Below are 16,427 nucleotides of genomic sequence, written 5' to 3' on the forward strand. Positions count from 1 at the left end.
GTTGTGTCGTAAGCCAGAATCGGACATGCTTTTGCTTGACATCTGGGCTAAGCGGAATTAGCGTCCGCGCCCATGTCTGGAGGAGAGGCTCGCGTCGCCATCGCGGGGACGGGATTCATCGGTGCTGTCCACGCTCGGTCGGCGCGGCTCGCGGGTGCGCGCTTGGTCGGCGTCGCCGCGTCCTCGCCTGAGCGCAGCGCCCACGCCGCCGCCGTGCTCGGCGCCGAGCGGGCGTTCGGGTCCGCGGAGGAGCTGGTCGAGGCGCCCGACGTGGACATCGTCCACATCTGCACCCCGAACCACCTGCACCGGCCGCTGGCGGAAGCCGCGCTGGCCGCGGGCAAGCACGTGATCTGCGAGAAGCCGCTCGCGGTCGACGACCACGGCGCCGAGGAGATGCTCGAAGCCGCGAGCGCCGCCGGCCGGATGACCGCGGTGCCGTTCGTCTACCGCTTCTACCCCTGCGTCCGCGAGGCGCGCGAGCGCGTGCGCACGGGCGTGTCCGGTCCGGTCCGCCTGATCCACGGCGGCTACCTGCAGGACTGGCTGCTCAAGGCCACGGACGACAACTGGCGTGTCGACGAGCAGCTCGGGGGCGCTTCCCGCGCGTTCGCGGACATCGGCTCGCACTGGTGCGACCTGGCGGAGTTCGTCTCCGGCCACCGGATCACCCGGCTGTGCGCCCGCACGTACGCGGCGTACCCCGAGCGCGTGACCGAGGACGCCGTGATCCTCCAGTTCGAGACCGACCGCGGCGCGGTCGGCAGCGCGGTCATCAGCCAGATCTCGGCCGGCCGCAAGAACCAGCTCAAGCTCGAGATCGACGCCGCCGAGGAGGCGCTCGCGTTCGACCAGGAGGAGCCGGACGGCCTCTGGATCGGGCGACGCGAGCACGCGACGCTGCTCAAGCGCGACCCCGCGGTGCTCTCGCCCGCGGCCGCCCGCTACGCGACCGTGCCCGCCGGCCACCCGCAGGGCTACAACGACTGCTTCGACGCCTTCGTCGCCGACGCCTACGAGGCCGCCCGGACGGGCGAGGCCCCGGACGGGCTGCCGGACTTCCGTGACGGACTCCGCGCGGCCCGGATCACCGCGGCCGTGCTGACGTCCGCCGAGACCGAGACGTGGGTCGACGTGCCGAGCGCGACGGCCTTGACCGCGGAGACCGCTGATGTCTGATCAATCGCTCCTGCAGATGCAGGGCATCCGCAAGTCGTTCGTCGGCGTGGAAGTGCTCCACGGCGTCGACCTCGACCTGCGGGCCGGCGAGATCCACGCGATCGTGGGCGAGAACGGCGCCGGCAAGTCCACGCTGATGAAGACGCTCGCGGGCGTCCACGCGCCCGACGAGGGCACGATCCGGATCGACGGCGAGGAGGTGACGTTCCACCACCCCGCCGCGGCCCAGGCCGCCGGCGTCGGCATCGTGTACCAGGAGTTCAACCTCCTGCCCGACCGCAACGTCGCCGAGAACGTCTTCATCGGCCGCGAGCCGCGCAAGGCGGGCCTCGTCGACCGTCGCCGGATGGAGCGCGAGACCGCCGCGCTGCTCGAGGAGGTCGGCGAGAGCAGCTTCGGCCCGCGCACGCCGGTCCGCTGGCTCTCGGTCGCCCAGCAGCAGGTGGTCGAGATCGTCAAGGCGCGTTCCCTCAACGCGCGCATCCTGGTGCTCGACGAGCCGACCGCCGCGCTGGCCGAAGGCGAGGTCGAGCTGCTCTTCACGCTCGTGCGCCGGCTGCAGGAGCTGGGCGTCGGCATCCTCTACATCTCGCACCGCCTGCGCGAGGTGTTCGCGCTGTCGGACCGGATCACGGTCATCAAGGACGGCGGCGTCGTCAAGACGCTCGACACGTCCGCGACCAACCAGCGCGAGCTCGTGAATCTGATGGTCGGCCGCGAGCTCGACGGGTACTTCCCGCCGCGCGGCGACAAGGCCGACCTCGGCAACGTCCGCCTCGCGGTCAAGCAGCTCTCGACGCCGCTGCTGCGCGACGTGTCCTTCGAGGTGCGCGCCGGCGAGATCGTCGGCCTCGCGGGCCTGCAGGGCTCCGGTCGCACCCAGATCGCCCGCGCGGTCTTCGGCGCCGACCCGGTGACGGCCGGCACGGTCGAGGTGGACGGCAAGTCCGTGCGCTTCAAGCATCCGCGCCAGGCGGTCAAGGCGGGCCTCGGCTTCATCACCGAGGACCGCAAGGCCGAGGGTCTCGCGCTCGCGCAGTCGATCGCCGACAACATGATGCTCGCCGTCCGGACCGTGCTGCCCGCGCGTAAGCGCCGCTCCACGCCGGGCTTGATGTCCGTCAGGGAGCTCGCCGAGGTCACCGAGCTGCGCGCCCGCGGTCCCGAGCAGGAGGTGCGCTTCCTCTCGGGTGGCAACCAGCAGAAGGTCGTCCTCTCCAAGTGGCTGCAGACCCAGCCGCAGATCCTGATCTTCGACGAGCCGACGCGTGGCATCGACGTCGGCGCGAAGGCCGGCATCCACGATCTGATCCGCAAGCTCGCGAAGGACGGCGTCGCCGTGTTGATGATCTCGTCCGAGCTCCCCGAGCTGATCGGCATGAGCGACCGCATCCTCGTCATGCACGAGGGCCGCCTCGCGGGTGAGCTCCCCGGCGGCGCGAGCGAGCCGCAGATCATGGAACTCGCGACCGGGGCGCAGGACGAGGTGGCGGCATGACCGTGATCGATCCCTCCGAGCAGAGCCCGGGCACGCGCGCGGCCACGCGCAAGGAGCGCGTCGCCGGCTGGCGCGTGGGCGTGCTCGCCTCGCCCGCGGCGCCCGTCTACGGCGCGCTGCTGGGCATCATCATCATCGCCTGGATCGTCGTCACGATCGACGGCGGCGAGTTCCTGACGACGGGCAACATCGTCAACATGCTGCAGCGCTCGGTCGCGCTCGGCATCGTCTCGCTCGGCCAGACCGTCGTGATCCTGCTGGGCTCGCTGGACCTGTCGGTGGCGGCGCTCATCTCGCTGTCGTCGCTCGTCACCGCGCAGCAGATGGACGGCCAGTCCGGCAACGTCATCCCGGCCATCGTGATCGTCCTGCTGCTGGGCGCCGGCGTCGGCCTCGCCAACGGCCTGATCATCACCAAGCTGCGCGTGAACGCGTTCATCGCGACGCTCGGCATGGCGCTGATCCTCGGCGGCATCATCGAGAACGGCTGGAGCGGCCCGCAGGGCGGCGTGACCGACGGCTTCTCGCAGGACCTGGGCTACACGCGCTTCGGCGTGATCCCGATGTCCTTCATCCTCTTCGCCGTCGTCGCGGCGATCGTCTGGTTCGTCCTGCGCAGCACGCGGTTCGGCTACCGGGTCTACGCGGTCGGCGGCTCCGAGGACGTCTCGAAGCTGTCGGGCCTGCGCACGCACCGCACGATCATCGGCGCGCACATCCTCTGCTCGCTGACCGCGGTGATCACCGGCATCTTCCTGGCCTCGCGCCTGAAGGCGGGCACGCCGACGGTCGGCGCCGACGGCGGCTACGACCTCGAGTCGATCGCGGCCGTGGTGCTCGGCGGCACCGCGCTCACCGGCGGTCGCGGCGGCGTGATCGGCACGATCGGCGGCGTGTTCATCCTCGCCGTCCTCGACAACGTCTTCAACCAACTCGAGTTCAACTCGTTCGTCAGGGATGTCGTCCGAGGCATCGTCATCATCGCCGCCGTCGCCATCTACGCGCGGCGCCAGGAGAAGAAGGCATGAGCACCGAGAACGTCAGCGCCTCGGGCTTCGGCGCCGACGCGGGAGACCGCGGCAAGCGCATCCTGAGCGCCCTGCTCAGCACCGGGACGATCTTCATCCTGCTGCTGATCCTGTGGGTCTGGATCACGATCCTGAACCCGACCTTCGCCGAGCCCGGGCCGTTCCTGGCCTACCTGAAGCGCTCGGCCCCGCTGGTGATCCTCGCGGCGGGCGCGTACTTCGTGCTCGTCAGCGGCAACTTCGACCTGTCGGTCGGCTCGCTCGTGACCGTGATGGTCGTGGTCGCGGCGCGCCTGATCGAAGGCGAGCCGAGCCGCACGTGGCCCGTGATCCTGCTGCTGCTGGTGATCGGCGCCGTCGTCGGCTTCGCGAACGGCTTCATCTCGACGATCCTGCGCGTGCCGTCGTTCATCACGACGTTGGGCATGCTGCTGATCCTCAACGGGGCCGTGTTCTGGTGGACGGGTGGCGCGCCACGCGGCGCGCTCTCGGAGAACTTCCGCTCGATCGGGCGTCAGGGGATCGAGGGGATCCCGTGGATCGAGCAGCTGCCGTGGTCCGTGATCCTGATGTTCGTGATCGGAGCCGCATCGGTGTTGCTGATGCGGGCCGACTTCGGACGCCAGCTGATCGCCACGGGTGACAACGAACGAGCCGCCCGCCTGTCGGGCGTGCGCGTGGACCGCGTGCGGATCCTGGCCTTCGTCCTCTCGGGCGTCCTGGCCGCCGTCGCGGGGATTCTGCTCGGAGGCTTCGGCGGGGTCTCGGCCCAGGTCGGCAAGGGCCTCGAGTTCGACGCGATCACCGCCTGCGTGCTGGGTGGGGTCGTGCTCGGGGGCGGCCGTGGATCGGTCGTCGCCGCGATGGCCGGTGCTCTCACCCTCGAGGCGCTGTTCACGTGGCTCAACCTGCAGGGCATCTCCGGCGCGCTCGAGGACACCGTCCAGGGCGTGATCATCATCGGCGCCGTCGGCTTCGCCGCCTACCGGCTCCGCGGCGCCCGATGAAGCAGATGCACAACCAACGAGGAGGAACAGGGATGATCTGGAGGAGACTGGCGGGGCCCGCGGCCCTGCTGGCGTGTTGTGCGACGTTCGCCGCTTGCGGCACCACGGATGACGGCGGCGGCGAGACCGCCGGCGGCGACTCGACCCCGGCCGCCACGGCGACCGAGGGTCCGAAGACCGATCTCGGCGCGAACTCGGAGTTCTTCAACCAGGAGGACTACGACAAGCAGCTCGCTCAGCGCACGGCCACGCCCGAGGGCCCGGCCGACAAGCCGTGGGAGCAGATGATCGAGCCCGGCGAGATGGTCGACACGTCCAAGTACAAGGCCAAGAAGGCCGACAACTGGAACGTCTGCTTCTCGAACGCGGCCAACGACAACCCGTGGCGCCAGAACGGCGGCATCACGATGAAGGCCGAGGCCGACAACACGCCGGAGATCGGCAAGTTCACCGTCGTCGACGCCGAGGCGAAGGACGACAAGCAGATCTCCGACATCGAGGCGATGGTCTCGGGCGGCAAGTGCGACGCGATCATCATCGCGCCGAACACCACCGCGACCCTGACGCCCGCCGTCGAGAAGGCCTGCGAGTCCGACGTCCCGGTCATCGTGTTCGACCGTGGTGTCCAGACGGACTGCCCGGTCACGTTCATCCACCCGATCGGCGGCTACGCCTTCGGTGCTGACGCGGCCGAGTTCCTGCGCGACAACGTCAAGGAAGGCGGGAAGATCCTCGCCCTCCGCATCCTCCCGGGCGTGGACGTCCTCGAAACCCGCTGGTCGGGCGCCAAGGGCATCTTCGAGGAGGCCGGCCTGAACGTCGTCGGCGTCGAGTTCACCGACGGTGACGCGGCCAAGACGAAGTCGATCGTGTCCGACTACCTGCAGCGCGAGGGCTCCCTCGACGGCGTCTGGATGGACGCCGGCGCGACCGCCGTCGCCATGACGGAGGCGTTCGAGGACGCCGGCCAGGAGATCCCGTTCGTCACCGGCGAGGATCAGAACGACTTCCTGACGAAGTGGAAGGAAGACGGCCTGAAGGCGATCGCTCCGACGTACTCCAACTTCCAGTGGCGTACGGCGATCATCGCCACCACGAAGATCCTCAAGGGCGAGGAGGTCCCGAAGGAGTGGATCCTCCCGCAGCCGAAGATCACGCAGGAGAACCTGGACCAGTACGTCAAGCCGGACATGCCGCCGCTCTACTACGCGCTGTGCGGCTGCGAGGACCTGCCGGGCTTCCCGCAGAAGTGGGGCGGCAAGTAGTCGCATGAAGCTGGGCGCCAACACATGGATCTGGGTCTCCCCGCTCACCGATGAGCGGCTGACCCAGCTTGCGCCGCGGGTGCGCGATATGGGGTTCGACGTCGTCGAGCTCCCGATCGAGCAGCTAGGGGACTGGAGTCCTGAGCACGCTGCGGAGGTGCTGGCCGAGCACGGGCTCGGCGCCTCGATCGCAGTGGCGATGGCTCCGGGGCGTGAGTTGTGTGGCGCTGACGCGGAGACGGTCGCGACGACCCAGGCGTTCCTGCGGGACTGCCTGGACGTCGCGGCCACGGTTGGGGCCGGCGCGATCGCCGGCCCCATCTACACCTCGACCGGCCGCACGTGGCGGATCGGTCCGGAGGAGCGCGCTTCGCTCTACGCGGAGCTGCGCGAGCACTTGAAGCCCATCGCCGACTACGCCGGCGAGGTCGGCGTGAAGGTCGGCATCGAGCCGCTGGTGCGCTACGAGACGTCGCTGATCAACACGGTCGAGCAGGCCCTGGAGGCCATCGACCCGCTGCCGTCGTCCATCGGGCTGCTGCTGGACACCTACCACGCCAACGTGGAGGAGAAGGACTTCGCCGGCTCGTTCCGCCTCGGCGGGCCGCGCCTGGTGCACGTCCACGCGTCCGCGAACGATCGCGGCGCGCCGGGGTCCGACCACATCGACTGGCTCGGGTTCCGCGACGCGATCGTCGACACCGGCTACGACGGGCCCGTGGTCATCGAGTCGTTCACCGCCCAGAACGAGACGATCGCCACCGCCGCCTCGGTGTGGCGACCGCTCGAGGCGTCCCAGGACGCGATCGCCGTCGACGGCGTGGCGTTCCTGCGCGGGCTGTTCGCCACCTCTGCCGTCTGACGGCGTCCCCACGCTCGTCGTGCCTGAGAGCGTCGCTCGTTGCACGCGCGCACGCGCGCACGTGAGCAACCGGCGATTAGTAGGCAAAAGTCCGTCACATTGTCGGTCAGAAGTCATTGCGTCCTGCTGCTTCGCTTGCTAGCTTCGCGGCCGTGAGGATGAGGTGGCTGGTCGCCATCGCCTGCGTCGCCGTGCTCGCTGTCGCGAGCATCGCCGTCGCCGCGCGTGGAGGCGACGATCAAACGACGCCCAAGGGCGCCAACCTGAGCACGATCAGGTGCCCGCTGGAGCCGACCGGCAAGACGGGCCCGGACGGGCAACCGCAGTACGCGCCCGCGAAGGACGCCTTCGACACGGCCACGCTGATCGACCTGCCGCTGGCGGAGGCTCGCGCCAAGGCGGCGAAGAGTGGCTGCGACATCGTCGTGTCGATCCAGGACGGCGCCGGCCAGCCCGTGCCGATCGACCTCAACCCCAAGCTCATCTACGTCTACACCGAGAAGGGCCGCGTCACCCAGATCGAAGGCGTCGGCGGCGGCATCTAGGTGACGTCCCGCTGGGCCGTCATCGGCCTGTGGCTGCTGCTGGCGGCCGCGATGCTGCCGCTGCAAGGCCCGCTCCAGAGCCGCGCCGCGGACGAGAGCGACACGTTCCTGGCCCGCGGTTCGGAGTCCGCCGAGGCCAAGCGCGTGATCGAGGCGCACTTCCGCGCGGGCAGCGAGAGCGCCGCCGTGATCGCCTACTTCCGCGAGGGCGGGATCACGTCCGACGATCGCCTGCGGATCGCCGACGACATGAACCGCATCTGCGCCGCGGGGACGATCCCGACGCTCAAGAGCGTCGGCTCGCCGTACGGGCTCGCGTGCGGCGACGACGACCCGCTCGACCTGAGCCCGGGCGGCCCAGGGCTGCTGACCTCGTCGGACGCGAGCGTCGCGCTCGCGTCCGCGTCCCTCACCGACGACAGCACGCCGGTGGCCGAGGCCGCGGCGGCGACGATCCGCTCGATCGTCCCCTCGCCGGACGGCGACAAGAGCGGCCTCCGGGCCTGGGTCACGGGCGAGGTCGGATTCGAGGCCGACCGCAGCGAGGCCGTGAAGACGATCGACGAGACGCTCCTGCTCGTCACCTGCGGCGTGCTGATCCTCCTGCTGCTGGCCATCTACCGCTCGCCGCTGATGGCCCTGGTCCCGATCTTCGTCGTCGGCGTCGCCTACGTGGTCGCGGGCGGGAGCACCTACCTGCTCGTCCGCGCCGGGGTGACCACGGTCAGCGGGCAGTCGACGGCGATCCTGATCGTGCTCATGTTCGGGGCGGGCACGGACTACTGCCTGCTGCTCGTGGCGCGCTTCCGAGACGAGCTGCGCCGGACCGCGGACGTGGACGCCGCGATCCGGCGGGCGAGCGAGCGCACCGCGCCCGCGATCCTCTCGGCCGGGGCGATCGTCGTCGCGGCGATGCTCGTGCTCGTCGTCGCCGACTACAACGCCACGCGCGAGATGGGCCCGATCCTCGCGCTCGGCATCGCGGTGATGGTCGTGGCCGGGCTCACGCTGCTGCCGGCGCTGCTCGGCGTGCTCGGCCGGCGCGCGTTCTGGCCCGCGGTACCCCGCGTCGAGGAGCGTCCGCGCCCGGTCGCGCCGCTCTGGCGCCGCGTCGGGCAGCTGGTGCAGCGGCGGCCCGCGCTCGTGGCGGCCGGGGTCACGGCGCTGCTGGTCGCCGGCGCGCTCGGCAACCTCGGCGGGCGTGAGCCGCTCGACTTCTCCGAGTCCTTCCGCAGCCCGCCCGAGTCGGTCGGCGGCGAGCAGCTCATCAGCGAGCGCTTCATCCCCGGGCGTGCGGCGCCCGTCGAGCTCGTGATGCCCTACGGCGATCGCGAGGCCGTGCTCGGCGGCCTCACCAGCGGCGCCCGCACCGCGGTGGAGGAGGCCTACCTGTTCGCCGCGTCGGTCCCGAAGCGCGAGGGCGGGGAGTCCGAGCTCGCGCTCGCCCAGGCGTACCTGAAGCTGGAGCCGTTCTCGGACGCCGCGACCGACGCCATGCCCGAGCTGCGGCGGGTCGCGCGCGAGGCCGCGGGTGGCGAGCGCGTGCTGCTGGGCGGGGAAGTGCCTGAGGCCTACGACACGCGTGAGGCGCTCAAGCGGGACAACCGCATCGTCGTCCCGCTCGGGTTGCTGCTGATCCTCGTGATCCTCGGCGTGCTGCTGCGCGCCGTGGTCATGCCGCTGTACGTCATCGCGACCGTGATCCTGTCCTTCGGCTTCGCGCTCGGCGTCAGCTCGCTCATCTTCACGCACGTGATGGGCCAGCCGGCGAGCGACCAGACGCTCGAGCAGTTCGCGTTCATCTTCCTGGTCGCGCTGGGCGTCGACTACAACGTCTTCCTGCTCGCGCGCATCCGCGAGGAGCGCGTTCGCGCGTCATCCACGCGTGACGCCGTGGTCACCGCACTGGAGCGCACCGGCGGCGTGATCACGAGCGCCGGCCTGGTGCTCGCGGCGACCTTCAGCGTGCTGATGGCGCTACCGCTCGAATCGCTGTTCCAGGTGGGCTTCGTCGTCGCCCTCGGCCTGCTCGTCGACACCTTCCTGGTACGGGCCCTGCTGGTGCCCTCGCTGGCAGTTCTTTTGGGAGAACGCAATTGGTGGCCCGGCTCGCCGGTCACTTAGGTATTCCATGGTGCAAAAGGTCTTGACAGGTCAGATTGAAGTGAAGTAGCTTCGCCGCCAGGTATGCGCCGAACTCCGTAGGAGAACGGCGGAGTCCAATCGCCAGCAACGCACCGGGGGAGAGGGAATCGGGCCCCGGGGAGGAGGAGTTCTAGGGATGGCCGATCGACGGTCCTTCGGCATGCCCATGCGGCATGTCGTCTTGTGCGCGGCGCTGTTGACGCTGGTGGCGTCACTGCTGGTGCCCGCCATCGCGAACGCGCAGGGCAGCAAGCGCGTTCTGCTCTACACCGGCACCACCGGCTACCGCCACTCGGACGCGATCGACAACGGTCGTCAGCCGGTGCAGACGGCTGTCCAGGCCGCCGGATACACGGTGGACTGGGAAGACTGCACGAACAACGGCGGCGGCGCGAACAACTGCGACAACGCCAACAAGAACCCGCGCATCTTCACGGACGCCAACCTCGCCAAGTACGACGCGATCCTGCTGCTGAACGCGTCCTCGAACGGCGTGCTGTGGAACGACGCGCAGAAGGCCGCGATCATCAAGTTCGTCCAGAACGGCGGCGGCATCGCCGGCGTCCACAACGCCACGGACATGGGCACCAGCCAGGAGTCCTGGAACTGGTGGGACGGCAACAACGGCAACTCCGTGATCGGCGCGACGATGGCCGGCCACGCCGCGACCAGCCTCACCAACATCGGTCAGATCCAGGTCGCCGACCACAACCACCTCGCCACCCGCGACCTCCCGGACCAGTACGGGGTCGGTGACGAGCACTACAACTTCCGCCGCAACGTCCGCGGCACGCACCACGTGCTCGCCACGATCGACGAGCGGACCTACACCCCTGGCGGCAACGCCATGGGCCAGGACCACCCGATCACCTGGTGCAAGCTCTACGACGGCGACAACGTCAACGACAACACGGGCACCAACAAGTCGTACAGCGACGGCCGCACGTGGGTCACGTCGATGGGCCACTTCGGCGCGCAGTACACCGAGAACGGCGGCAACAACAACCTCATCAAGACGATCGTCGGCGGTCTCCGCTGGGTCGCCGGTGAAGGCCGCAAGTCCGACTGCTCGGGCACCGTCTGGTCGTCCTACACCCGCGAGGTCGTCGTCCCCGACGCCAACAACCCGATCGGGATCGACGTCGCCAAGGACGGCAAGGTCTACTGGTCCGAGATCGGCAACCCGATCTCGCTCGAGTCCACGGGCTACGTGAAGATGTACGACCCGGCCAAGCCGGCCGGCAACAAGGCCACGGTCATCTCGATCCCGACGCGCGCCGACCACGGCAACTCCGAGGACGGCGTCCTGGGCATGAGCCTGCAGCCCGGCTTCGACCTGAGCGATCCGACCAAGCGCAACCTCTTCGTCTACTACTCGCCGCGCAATCCCGACTGGCCCATGTCCGGCAACCAGCAGGTCGTCGGCTACAACCAGATCAGCCGGTTCACGCTGACCGCCGACGGCGCCTCCGCGGTGGCCGGCTCCGAGCGCGTCATCCTGCGCGTCCCCAAGGCCAAGATCAGCGGCTCGCCGTCCGGCTTCCCGGGCGGTCCGACCGACTCGGGCCCCGGCCACGTCGGTGGTGCCGGCCTGGACTTCGACTCCGCCGGCAACCTGTACCTGGGCGTCGGTGACGACGTGTCCCCGAACGCCACGGGCCACAACGGCTACGCCCCGATGGACTTCCGCGCCAAGGAGCGCTGGGACGCCCGCAAGACGGCCCAGAACTCCGCGGACCTGCGCGGCAAGATCCTGCGCATCACGCCGAAGCAGGGGGACATCCCTGCCGACGCCGCTCCCGGCGTCGACGCGACCTACGCGATCCCGGAGGGCAACCTCTTCCCGGTCGGCACGGCGAAGACCCGTCCCGAGATCTATGCGATGGGCTTCCGCCAGCCGTTCACGCTGCACACGGACCCGAAGAACCCGGGCGTCGTCGGCGCCGGCGAGTACTGCCACGACAACTCCTCCAACGCGGCCAACCGCTCCCCGGCGGGCACCTGCGAGTGGGACCTGCTCAACAAGCCGGGCAACCACGGCTGGCCGATGTGCGTCGGCAACAACTCCGCGGCGAACTCCATGTTCAAGTGGAACTACGCGACGGGCAGCTCGACCGGCCAGCAGTACGACTGCAACCAGACGAGCCTGCCGTCCGACATCCGCTGGGCGCCGTCGGGGCAGACCCCGGTCGAGCCGACCTTCGACGGCCTGGACACCCTCCCGGGGCCGGTCGAGAAGGCCACGATCTGGAAGAAGTACAGCGGCGCGGCCGATGGCCAGAGCACCGCTGACTTCGGCAATCTCGACGCCGGCGGCATGCAGCCGCTCGCCGGTCCGATCTACCGCTACCCCGAGGGCACCGCGACCCAGGGCGCGTTCCCGCGCTACTACGACGGCTCGTGGCTGATCGGCAACCGCGGCTCGGACAACGGCTTCTGGAAAGAAGTCAAGATGCGCCAGGACAACAACCAGATGCTGCGGGTCAGCGACTGGCTGCCCTACAACGGCGGCGTCAACCCGTCCAACGCGAACTCGAGCCTCGTCATCGGCACGCAGTTCGGCCCGGACGGCGCCCTGTACATGTCGCGCTTCTCCGTCGGCTGCTGCCGTGCGCAGACGGGCACCGGCAACCAGAACCAGATCGTGAAGATCTCGTTCAACGTCCAGGACGAGTGCCTCACGGACACGAACGCGCCGAGCGTCTCGGCCGACGTGACCGGCCAGGCCTACCCGGACCGTGCCAACACCTACGTCAACAGCGCCAAGCTCAAGCTGTCGGCCACCGACTCCGGCTGCGCCGGCGTCAAGGGCATCGAGTACCGCCAGCAGGGCTCGACCGAGTGGTTGCCCTACACGACGGACGTCACGTTCGAAGAGGGCAAGACGTACACGATCGAGTACCGCGCGACCGACCGCAAGGACAACGTGTCGGCGGTCAAGACGGCCTCGTTCGAGATCCTCAAGATCAACGACTCGACGGCTCCGGTCGTCAACGCCGCCACCAGCGGCAACAAGGACCAGCGCAGCTACTTCGTCGGCTCCGCCACGCTCACGCTGACGGCGACCGACAACGAGGTCGGGGGCTCCGGCGTCCAGAAGGTCGAGTACCGCGTCAACGGCGGCGCCTGGACCCCGTACCTGGCTCCGGTCGCGTTCAACACGGCCGGCAACTACGAGGTCGAGTACCGCGCCACCGACAAGGTCAACAACACGTCGGAGATCAAGAAGGAGACGTTCCGCCTCCTCGGCGGCGCGGGCTGCACGCAGGCCCGCTCGGATGAGTTCGACGGCACGGCGCTCGGCTCGCAGTGGGTGCGTCACACGCGCAACGGCGGCACGCCGCTCAGCGCGCTGACGTTCTCGAACGGCCAGCTGCACATGCCGACGGCCGACTTCGAGCTCGACGCCGCCGCGACGAACACGTCCGTCGGCCCGGTGAACTTCATCGGCCAGGACCTCAACTCGCTCGGCGACAACTGGCAGGTCGAGACCGAGTTCACCGTCAAGTACACCGGTGGTTGGCAGAACACCGGCCTGATCGTCTACAACGGCGACAACAACTTCTTCCGCTCGTCGATCACGCACAGCCTCTCGGCCGGCAACATCTACGTCGAGCAGTCGAAGGACAACCCCTCCAGCACGGAGGGCGCGCGTTCGCAGGCCGGCAGCAACATCACGGTCGCGCCGAACAAGAACGACGCGATCACGATCCGCATGCGCTACACGCGCACCGCCGGCTCGAACACGGTCGTGCCGCAGTACCGGATCATGGCCCCCGCCTCCGCCGCCATGGCGGACTGGGCGGCCTTCGGTGGCGCGGCCAACTTCCTGGACCTCAACCCGACGTCCGGCGCTCGCCGTGACGCCGTCGGGTCCCGGATCGGCATCATCACCCAGTCCAACTTCCCGGGCACCACGGGCGCCAACCCGTACACGGGCACGCCCGGCACGGTGGACGTCAACTACTTCCGGGTCACCCCGGATCCGCTGACCTGCGAGACGGACGCTCCGGCCACCACGGCCACCGTCGACCCGGCCGCTCCGGCCACGGGCGACACCTACGACCGCTCCGTCAAGGTCAACTTCTCCGCGACCGACACCGGCACCAACGCGGCGGGCGTCGAGAAGACCGAGTACCGCATCACCACCAACGGCGTCGCCGGCGAGTGGGTCACCAAGACCAACGCCGCCAACGAGAGCCCGTTCGTGAACCAGATCACGGTCGCCAACAGCGGCACGCACCTCGTCGAGTTCCGCTCGACGGACAAGGCCGCCAACACCGAAGCGACCAAGTCGGTCACCTTCAAGGTCCAGCTGCCGGTCTGCGACCGCTCGGACGAGTTCGACGGCACGGAGATCCTGCCGCGCTGGATCCGTCACACGCGCAACGGCGGCACGCCCACCACGGGCCCGCTCGCGCCGACGGTCTCCGGCGGCCAGCTGCACCTGCCGACGAACGACCTCGAGATCGACGCCGCCGACAGCAACACCTCGGTCGGCCCGATCAACTTCCTCGGCCAGGACCTGCCCGCCCTGGGCAACGCCTGGACCGCGGAGACGCAGTTCACCGTGCAGTTCCGCGGTGGCTGGCAGAACATCGGCCTGGTCGTCTGGAACGGGGACAACAACTTCTTCCGCTCCACGATCACCCACAACCTGGGCTCTTCGGCGATCTTCGTCGAGAGCTCCAAGGACGCTCCGTCCTCGACCGAAGGTGCCCGCACCGGCGGCTCGAGCGCGAACATCCTGCCCAGCAACACCGGTCCGGTGACGATCAAGATGCGCTACACGCGCGCCGCGAACGCCAACACCGTCACCGCGCAGTACCAGGTCGTCGCCCCGGCTTCGGCGGCCACCGCCGACTGGGTCAACTTCCCGACCATCACGGGCGGCCTGGACCTGAACCCGAGCAGCGGCGCGCGTCGTGACGCCACCGGCTCGCGGATCGGCCTGATCGCGCAGGACAACTGGCCGGCGGGCGGCACCTACCCGTCCAACGGCCAGCCGGCGATCGCGCACGTCGACTACTTCCGGGTCACCCCGGACAACTGCCCGACGGGCGCGGACCAGACGGCGCCGACGACGACCGCCACGGCGGCCCCGACGGCTCCGAACGGCACCAACGGCTGGTACACCTCGGACGTCAACGTGACCCTCGCGGGCAACGACGGCGCCAACGGCTCCGGCGTGGACAAGATCGAGTACAAGGTCGACGGCGGCGCCTTCGCCACCTACACCGCCCCGGTCGCGATCACGACCGCCGGCACCCACACGATCGAGTTCCGCTCGACCGACAAGGCCGGCAACGTCGAGGCCACCAAGTCGCTGACGGTCAAGGTCGACAAGGTCGCGCCGACGACCACGGCGTCGCTCGAGCCGGCCACCGGCCCGTACACGGGCCCGGTCACGCTCACGCTGACGGCGGCCGACCAGCCCAACGCCTCCGGCGTGGCCAAGACCGAGTACATGGTCAACACCACCAGCCCGTTCAGCACCGTTGCGGCGGCCAAGCTGGCCAGCGCGGCGGCCGAGTGGGTCACCTACAACCCGGCGAGCAAGCCGCAGTTCAGCGCGCCGGGCAGCTACTCCGTCGACTACCGCTCGACGGACGCGGCCGGCAACGTGGAGACCGCCAAGACGGTGACCTTCACGATCGCCGGGCAGAGCAACGACAAGACCGCTCCGGTCACGACCAACACGCTCGACCCGGCCTCGCCCGGCGCCGGCCAGACGTACGTCGGCCCGGTCAAGGTGAAGTTCTCCGCGACCGACCCGGCCGGCTCGGGCGGCGGCTCCGCGGCCAAGACCGTCAAGGTCGAGGCGAGCGGTGACCGCTGGGCTCCGGACGCCGTGTCGCTCAACAACGGCGACAAGGTCGAGTGGAGCTTCCCGGCCGAGACCGCGACGTTCCCGCACGACGTGTGGGTGGTCGCGCCGGGCGGCAGCCAGGCCAACCCGACCCAGGTCACGAGCTCGATCGTGTTCCCGGGCGGCGATCCGGTCAGCAAGACGCTCGACCAGAACGGGGCGTGGACCTTCATCTGCAAGATCCACTCCGTCTACAACGCGGCCAGCACCACCTGGACCGGCATGGTCGGCACGGCGACCGTCGCGGCGGCTCCGGCCGGCGAGACGCCGTCGGGCGTCGACTACACGGAGTACCGCGTGAAGACCGGCACGACCCAGGGTGACTGGGTCAAGGCCAACAACACGGCCGCGGCGAACCCGTTCGCGTCCGAGGTCACGGTCTCGGCGCTGGGCCAGCACACGGTCGAGTTCCGCTCGGTCGACAAGGCCGGCAACGTCGAGGCGACGAAGTCGGTCGGCTTCTCCATCAAGGAGGACACGGGCGACACCGTCACCGAGGACGCCGACGTCAACGCCACGGTGCCGCGCACGCTCGGCATCTCGGTCAGCGGCGCCGCGACCTTCGGCGCGATCGTGCCGGGCGTGGACAAGGTCTACGACGCCTCGACGAACGTGACCGTCACCTCGACGCTCACCGCCTCGAAGCTGACGATCCACGACTCCAGCGGGACCGCCCCCGGTCACCTGGTGTCCGGCACGTACGCGATGCCGCAGGCGCTGCAGGTGGGCGTCGGCACCGCGTACTCGGCGCTCAGCGCCACCCCGACGACGTTGGGGACCTGGACCACGGCGCTGGCTTCCGAGCCGGTCACGCTGAAGTTCCGGCAGGCCGTCGCCAAGACCGACAAGCTCGTCGAGGGCAACTACAGCAAGCGCGTGACCCTGACCCTGGGGGCCACGACGCCGTAGGGACGAGATGACCCGCTAGGCACGCAGCACCCGAGTCACGTGAAGGCGGCCGCCCCTGGTCAGGGCGGCCGCCTTCCGCGTTTTGGACGAGACACCGAACCGATGGTTGTGCGAGGGGAG

General features: G+C 69.6%; 9 protein-coding genes. All 9 read left to right on the forward strand.

From position 1 onward, the window contains the following. Nucleotides 1-72: 72 nt before the first annotated feature. The 9 genes from C8N24_RS14575 (at nucleotide 73) to C8N24_RS14615 (ending at nucleotide 16,307) form a co-directional block, all read left to right on the forward strand. Nucleotides 73-1,179: a Gfo/Idh/MocA family protein gene (locus tag C8N24_RS14575; RefSeq protein ID WP_121250877.1), complete on the forward strand. Its 1,107-nt coding sequence runs from the start codon at nucleotides 73-75 to the stop codon at nucleotides 1,177-1,179. Next, a complete protein-coding gene (locus C8N24_RS14580; RefSeq protein WP_121250879.1) occupies nucleotides 1,172-2,677 on the forward strand; it encodes a sugar ABC transporter ATP-binding protein in 1,506 nt (501 codons plus the stop codon). Before C8N24_RS14575 ends, C8N24_RS14580 begins: the two co-directional genes overlap by 8 nt. Further along, nucleotides 2,674-3,705 carry an ABC transporter permease gene (locus C8N24_RS14585; protein WP_121250881.1) on the forward strand — a complete coding sequence of 344 codons (1,032 nt, stop codon included), beginning with the start codon at nucleotides 2,674-2,676 and terminating at the stop codon, nucleotides 3,703-3,705. Before C8N24_RS14580 ends, C8N24_RS14585 begins: the two co-directional genes overlap by 4 nt. Further along, nucleotides 3,702-4,712, forward strand: coding sequence for an ABC transporter permease (locus tag C8N24_RS14590; protein WP_121250883.1), 1,011 nt, complete (start codon nucleotides 3,702-3,704; stop codon nucleotides 4,710-4,712). Before C8N24_RS14585 ends, C8N24_RS14590 begins: the two co-directional genes overlap by 4 nt. A 32-nt stretch (nucleotides 4,713-4,744) precedes the next feature. Next, on the forward strand, nucleotides 4,745-5,977 hold the full coding sequence (locus tag C8N24_RS14595) for a substrate-binding domain-containing protein (protein ID WP_121250885.1): 1,233 nt from the start codon (nucleotides 4,745-4,747) through the stop codon (nucleotides 5,975-5,977). Nucleotides 5,978-5,981: 4 nt separating this feature from the next. Continuing rightward, on the forward strand, nucleotides 5,982-6,839 hold the full coding sequence (locus C8N24_RS14600; RefSeq protein ID WP_121250887.1) for a sugar phosphate isomerase/epimerase family protein: 858 nt from the start codon (nucleotides 5,982-5,984) through the stop codon (nucleotides 6,837-6,839). Between the two features lie 152 nt (nucleotides 6,840-6,991). After that, nucleotides 6,992-7,384, forward strand: a complete 393-nt coding sequence (locus C8N24_RS14605) for a hypothetical protein (RefSeq protein WP_211339969.1) — start codon at nucleotides 6,992-6,994, stop codon at nucleotides 7,382-7,384. Beyond that, nucleotides 7,385-9,508, forward strand: coding sequence for an MMPL family transporter (locus tag C8N24_RS14610; protein WP_121250891.1), 2,124 nt, complete (start codon nucleotides 7,385-7,387; stop codon nucleotides 9,506-9,508). 181 nt (nucleotides 9,509-9,689) lie between these two features. Then, a complete protein-coding gene (locus tag C8N24_RS14615) occupies nucleotides 9,690-16,307 on the forward strand; it encodes an OmpL47-type beta-barrel domain-containing protein (RefSeq protein WP_170179090.1) in 6,618 nt (2,205 codons plus the stop codon). Nucleotides 16,308-16,427: the final 120 nt, after the last annotated feature.

Source organism: Solirubrobacter pauli, from assembly GCF_003633755.1.
Classification (GTDB): Bacteria; Actinomycetota; Thermoleophilia; order Solirubrobacterales; family Solirubrobacteraceae; genus Solirubrobacter; species Solirubrobacter pauli.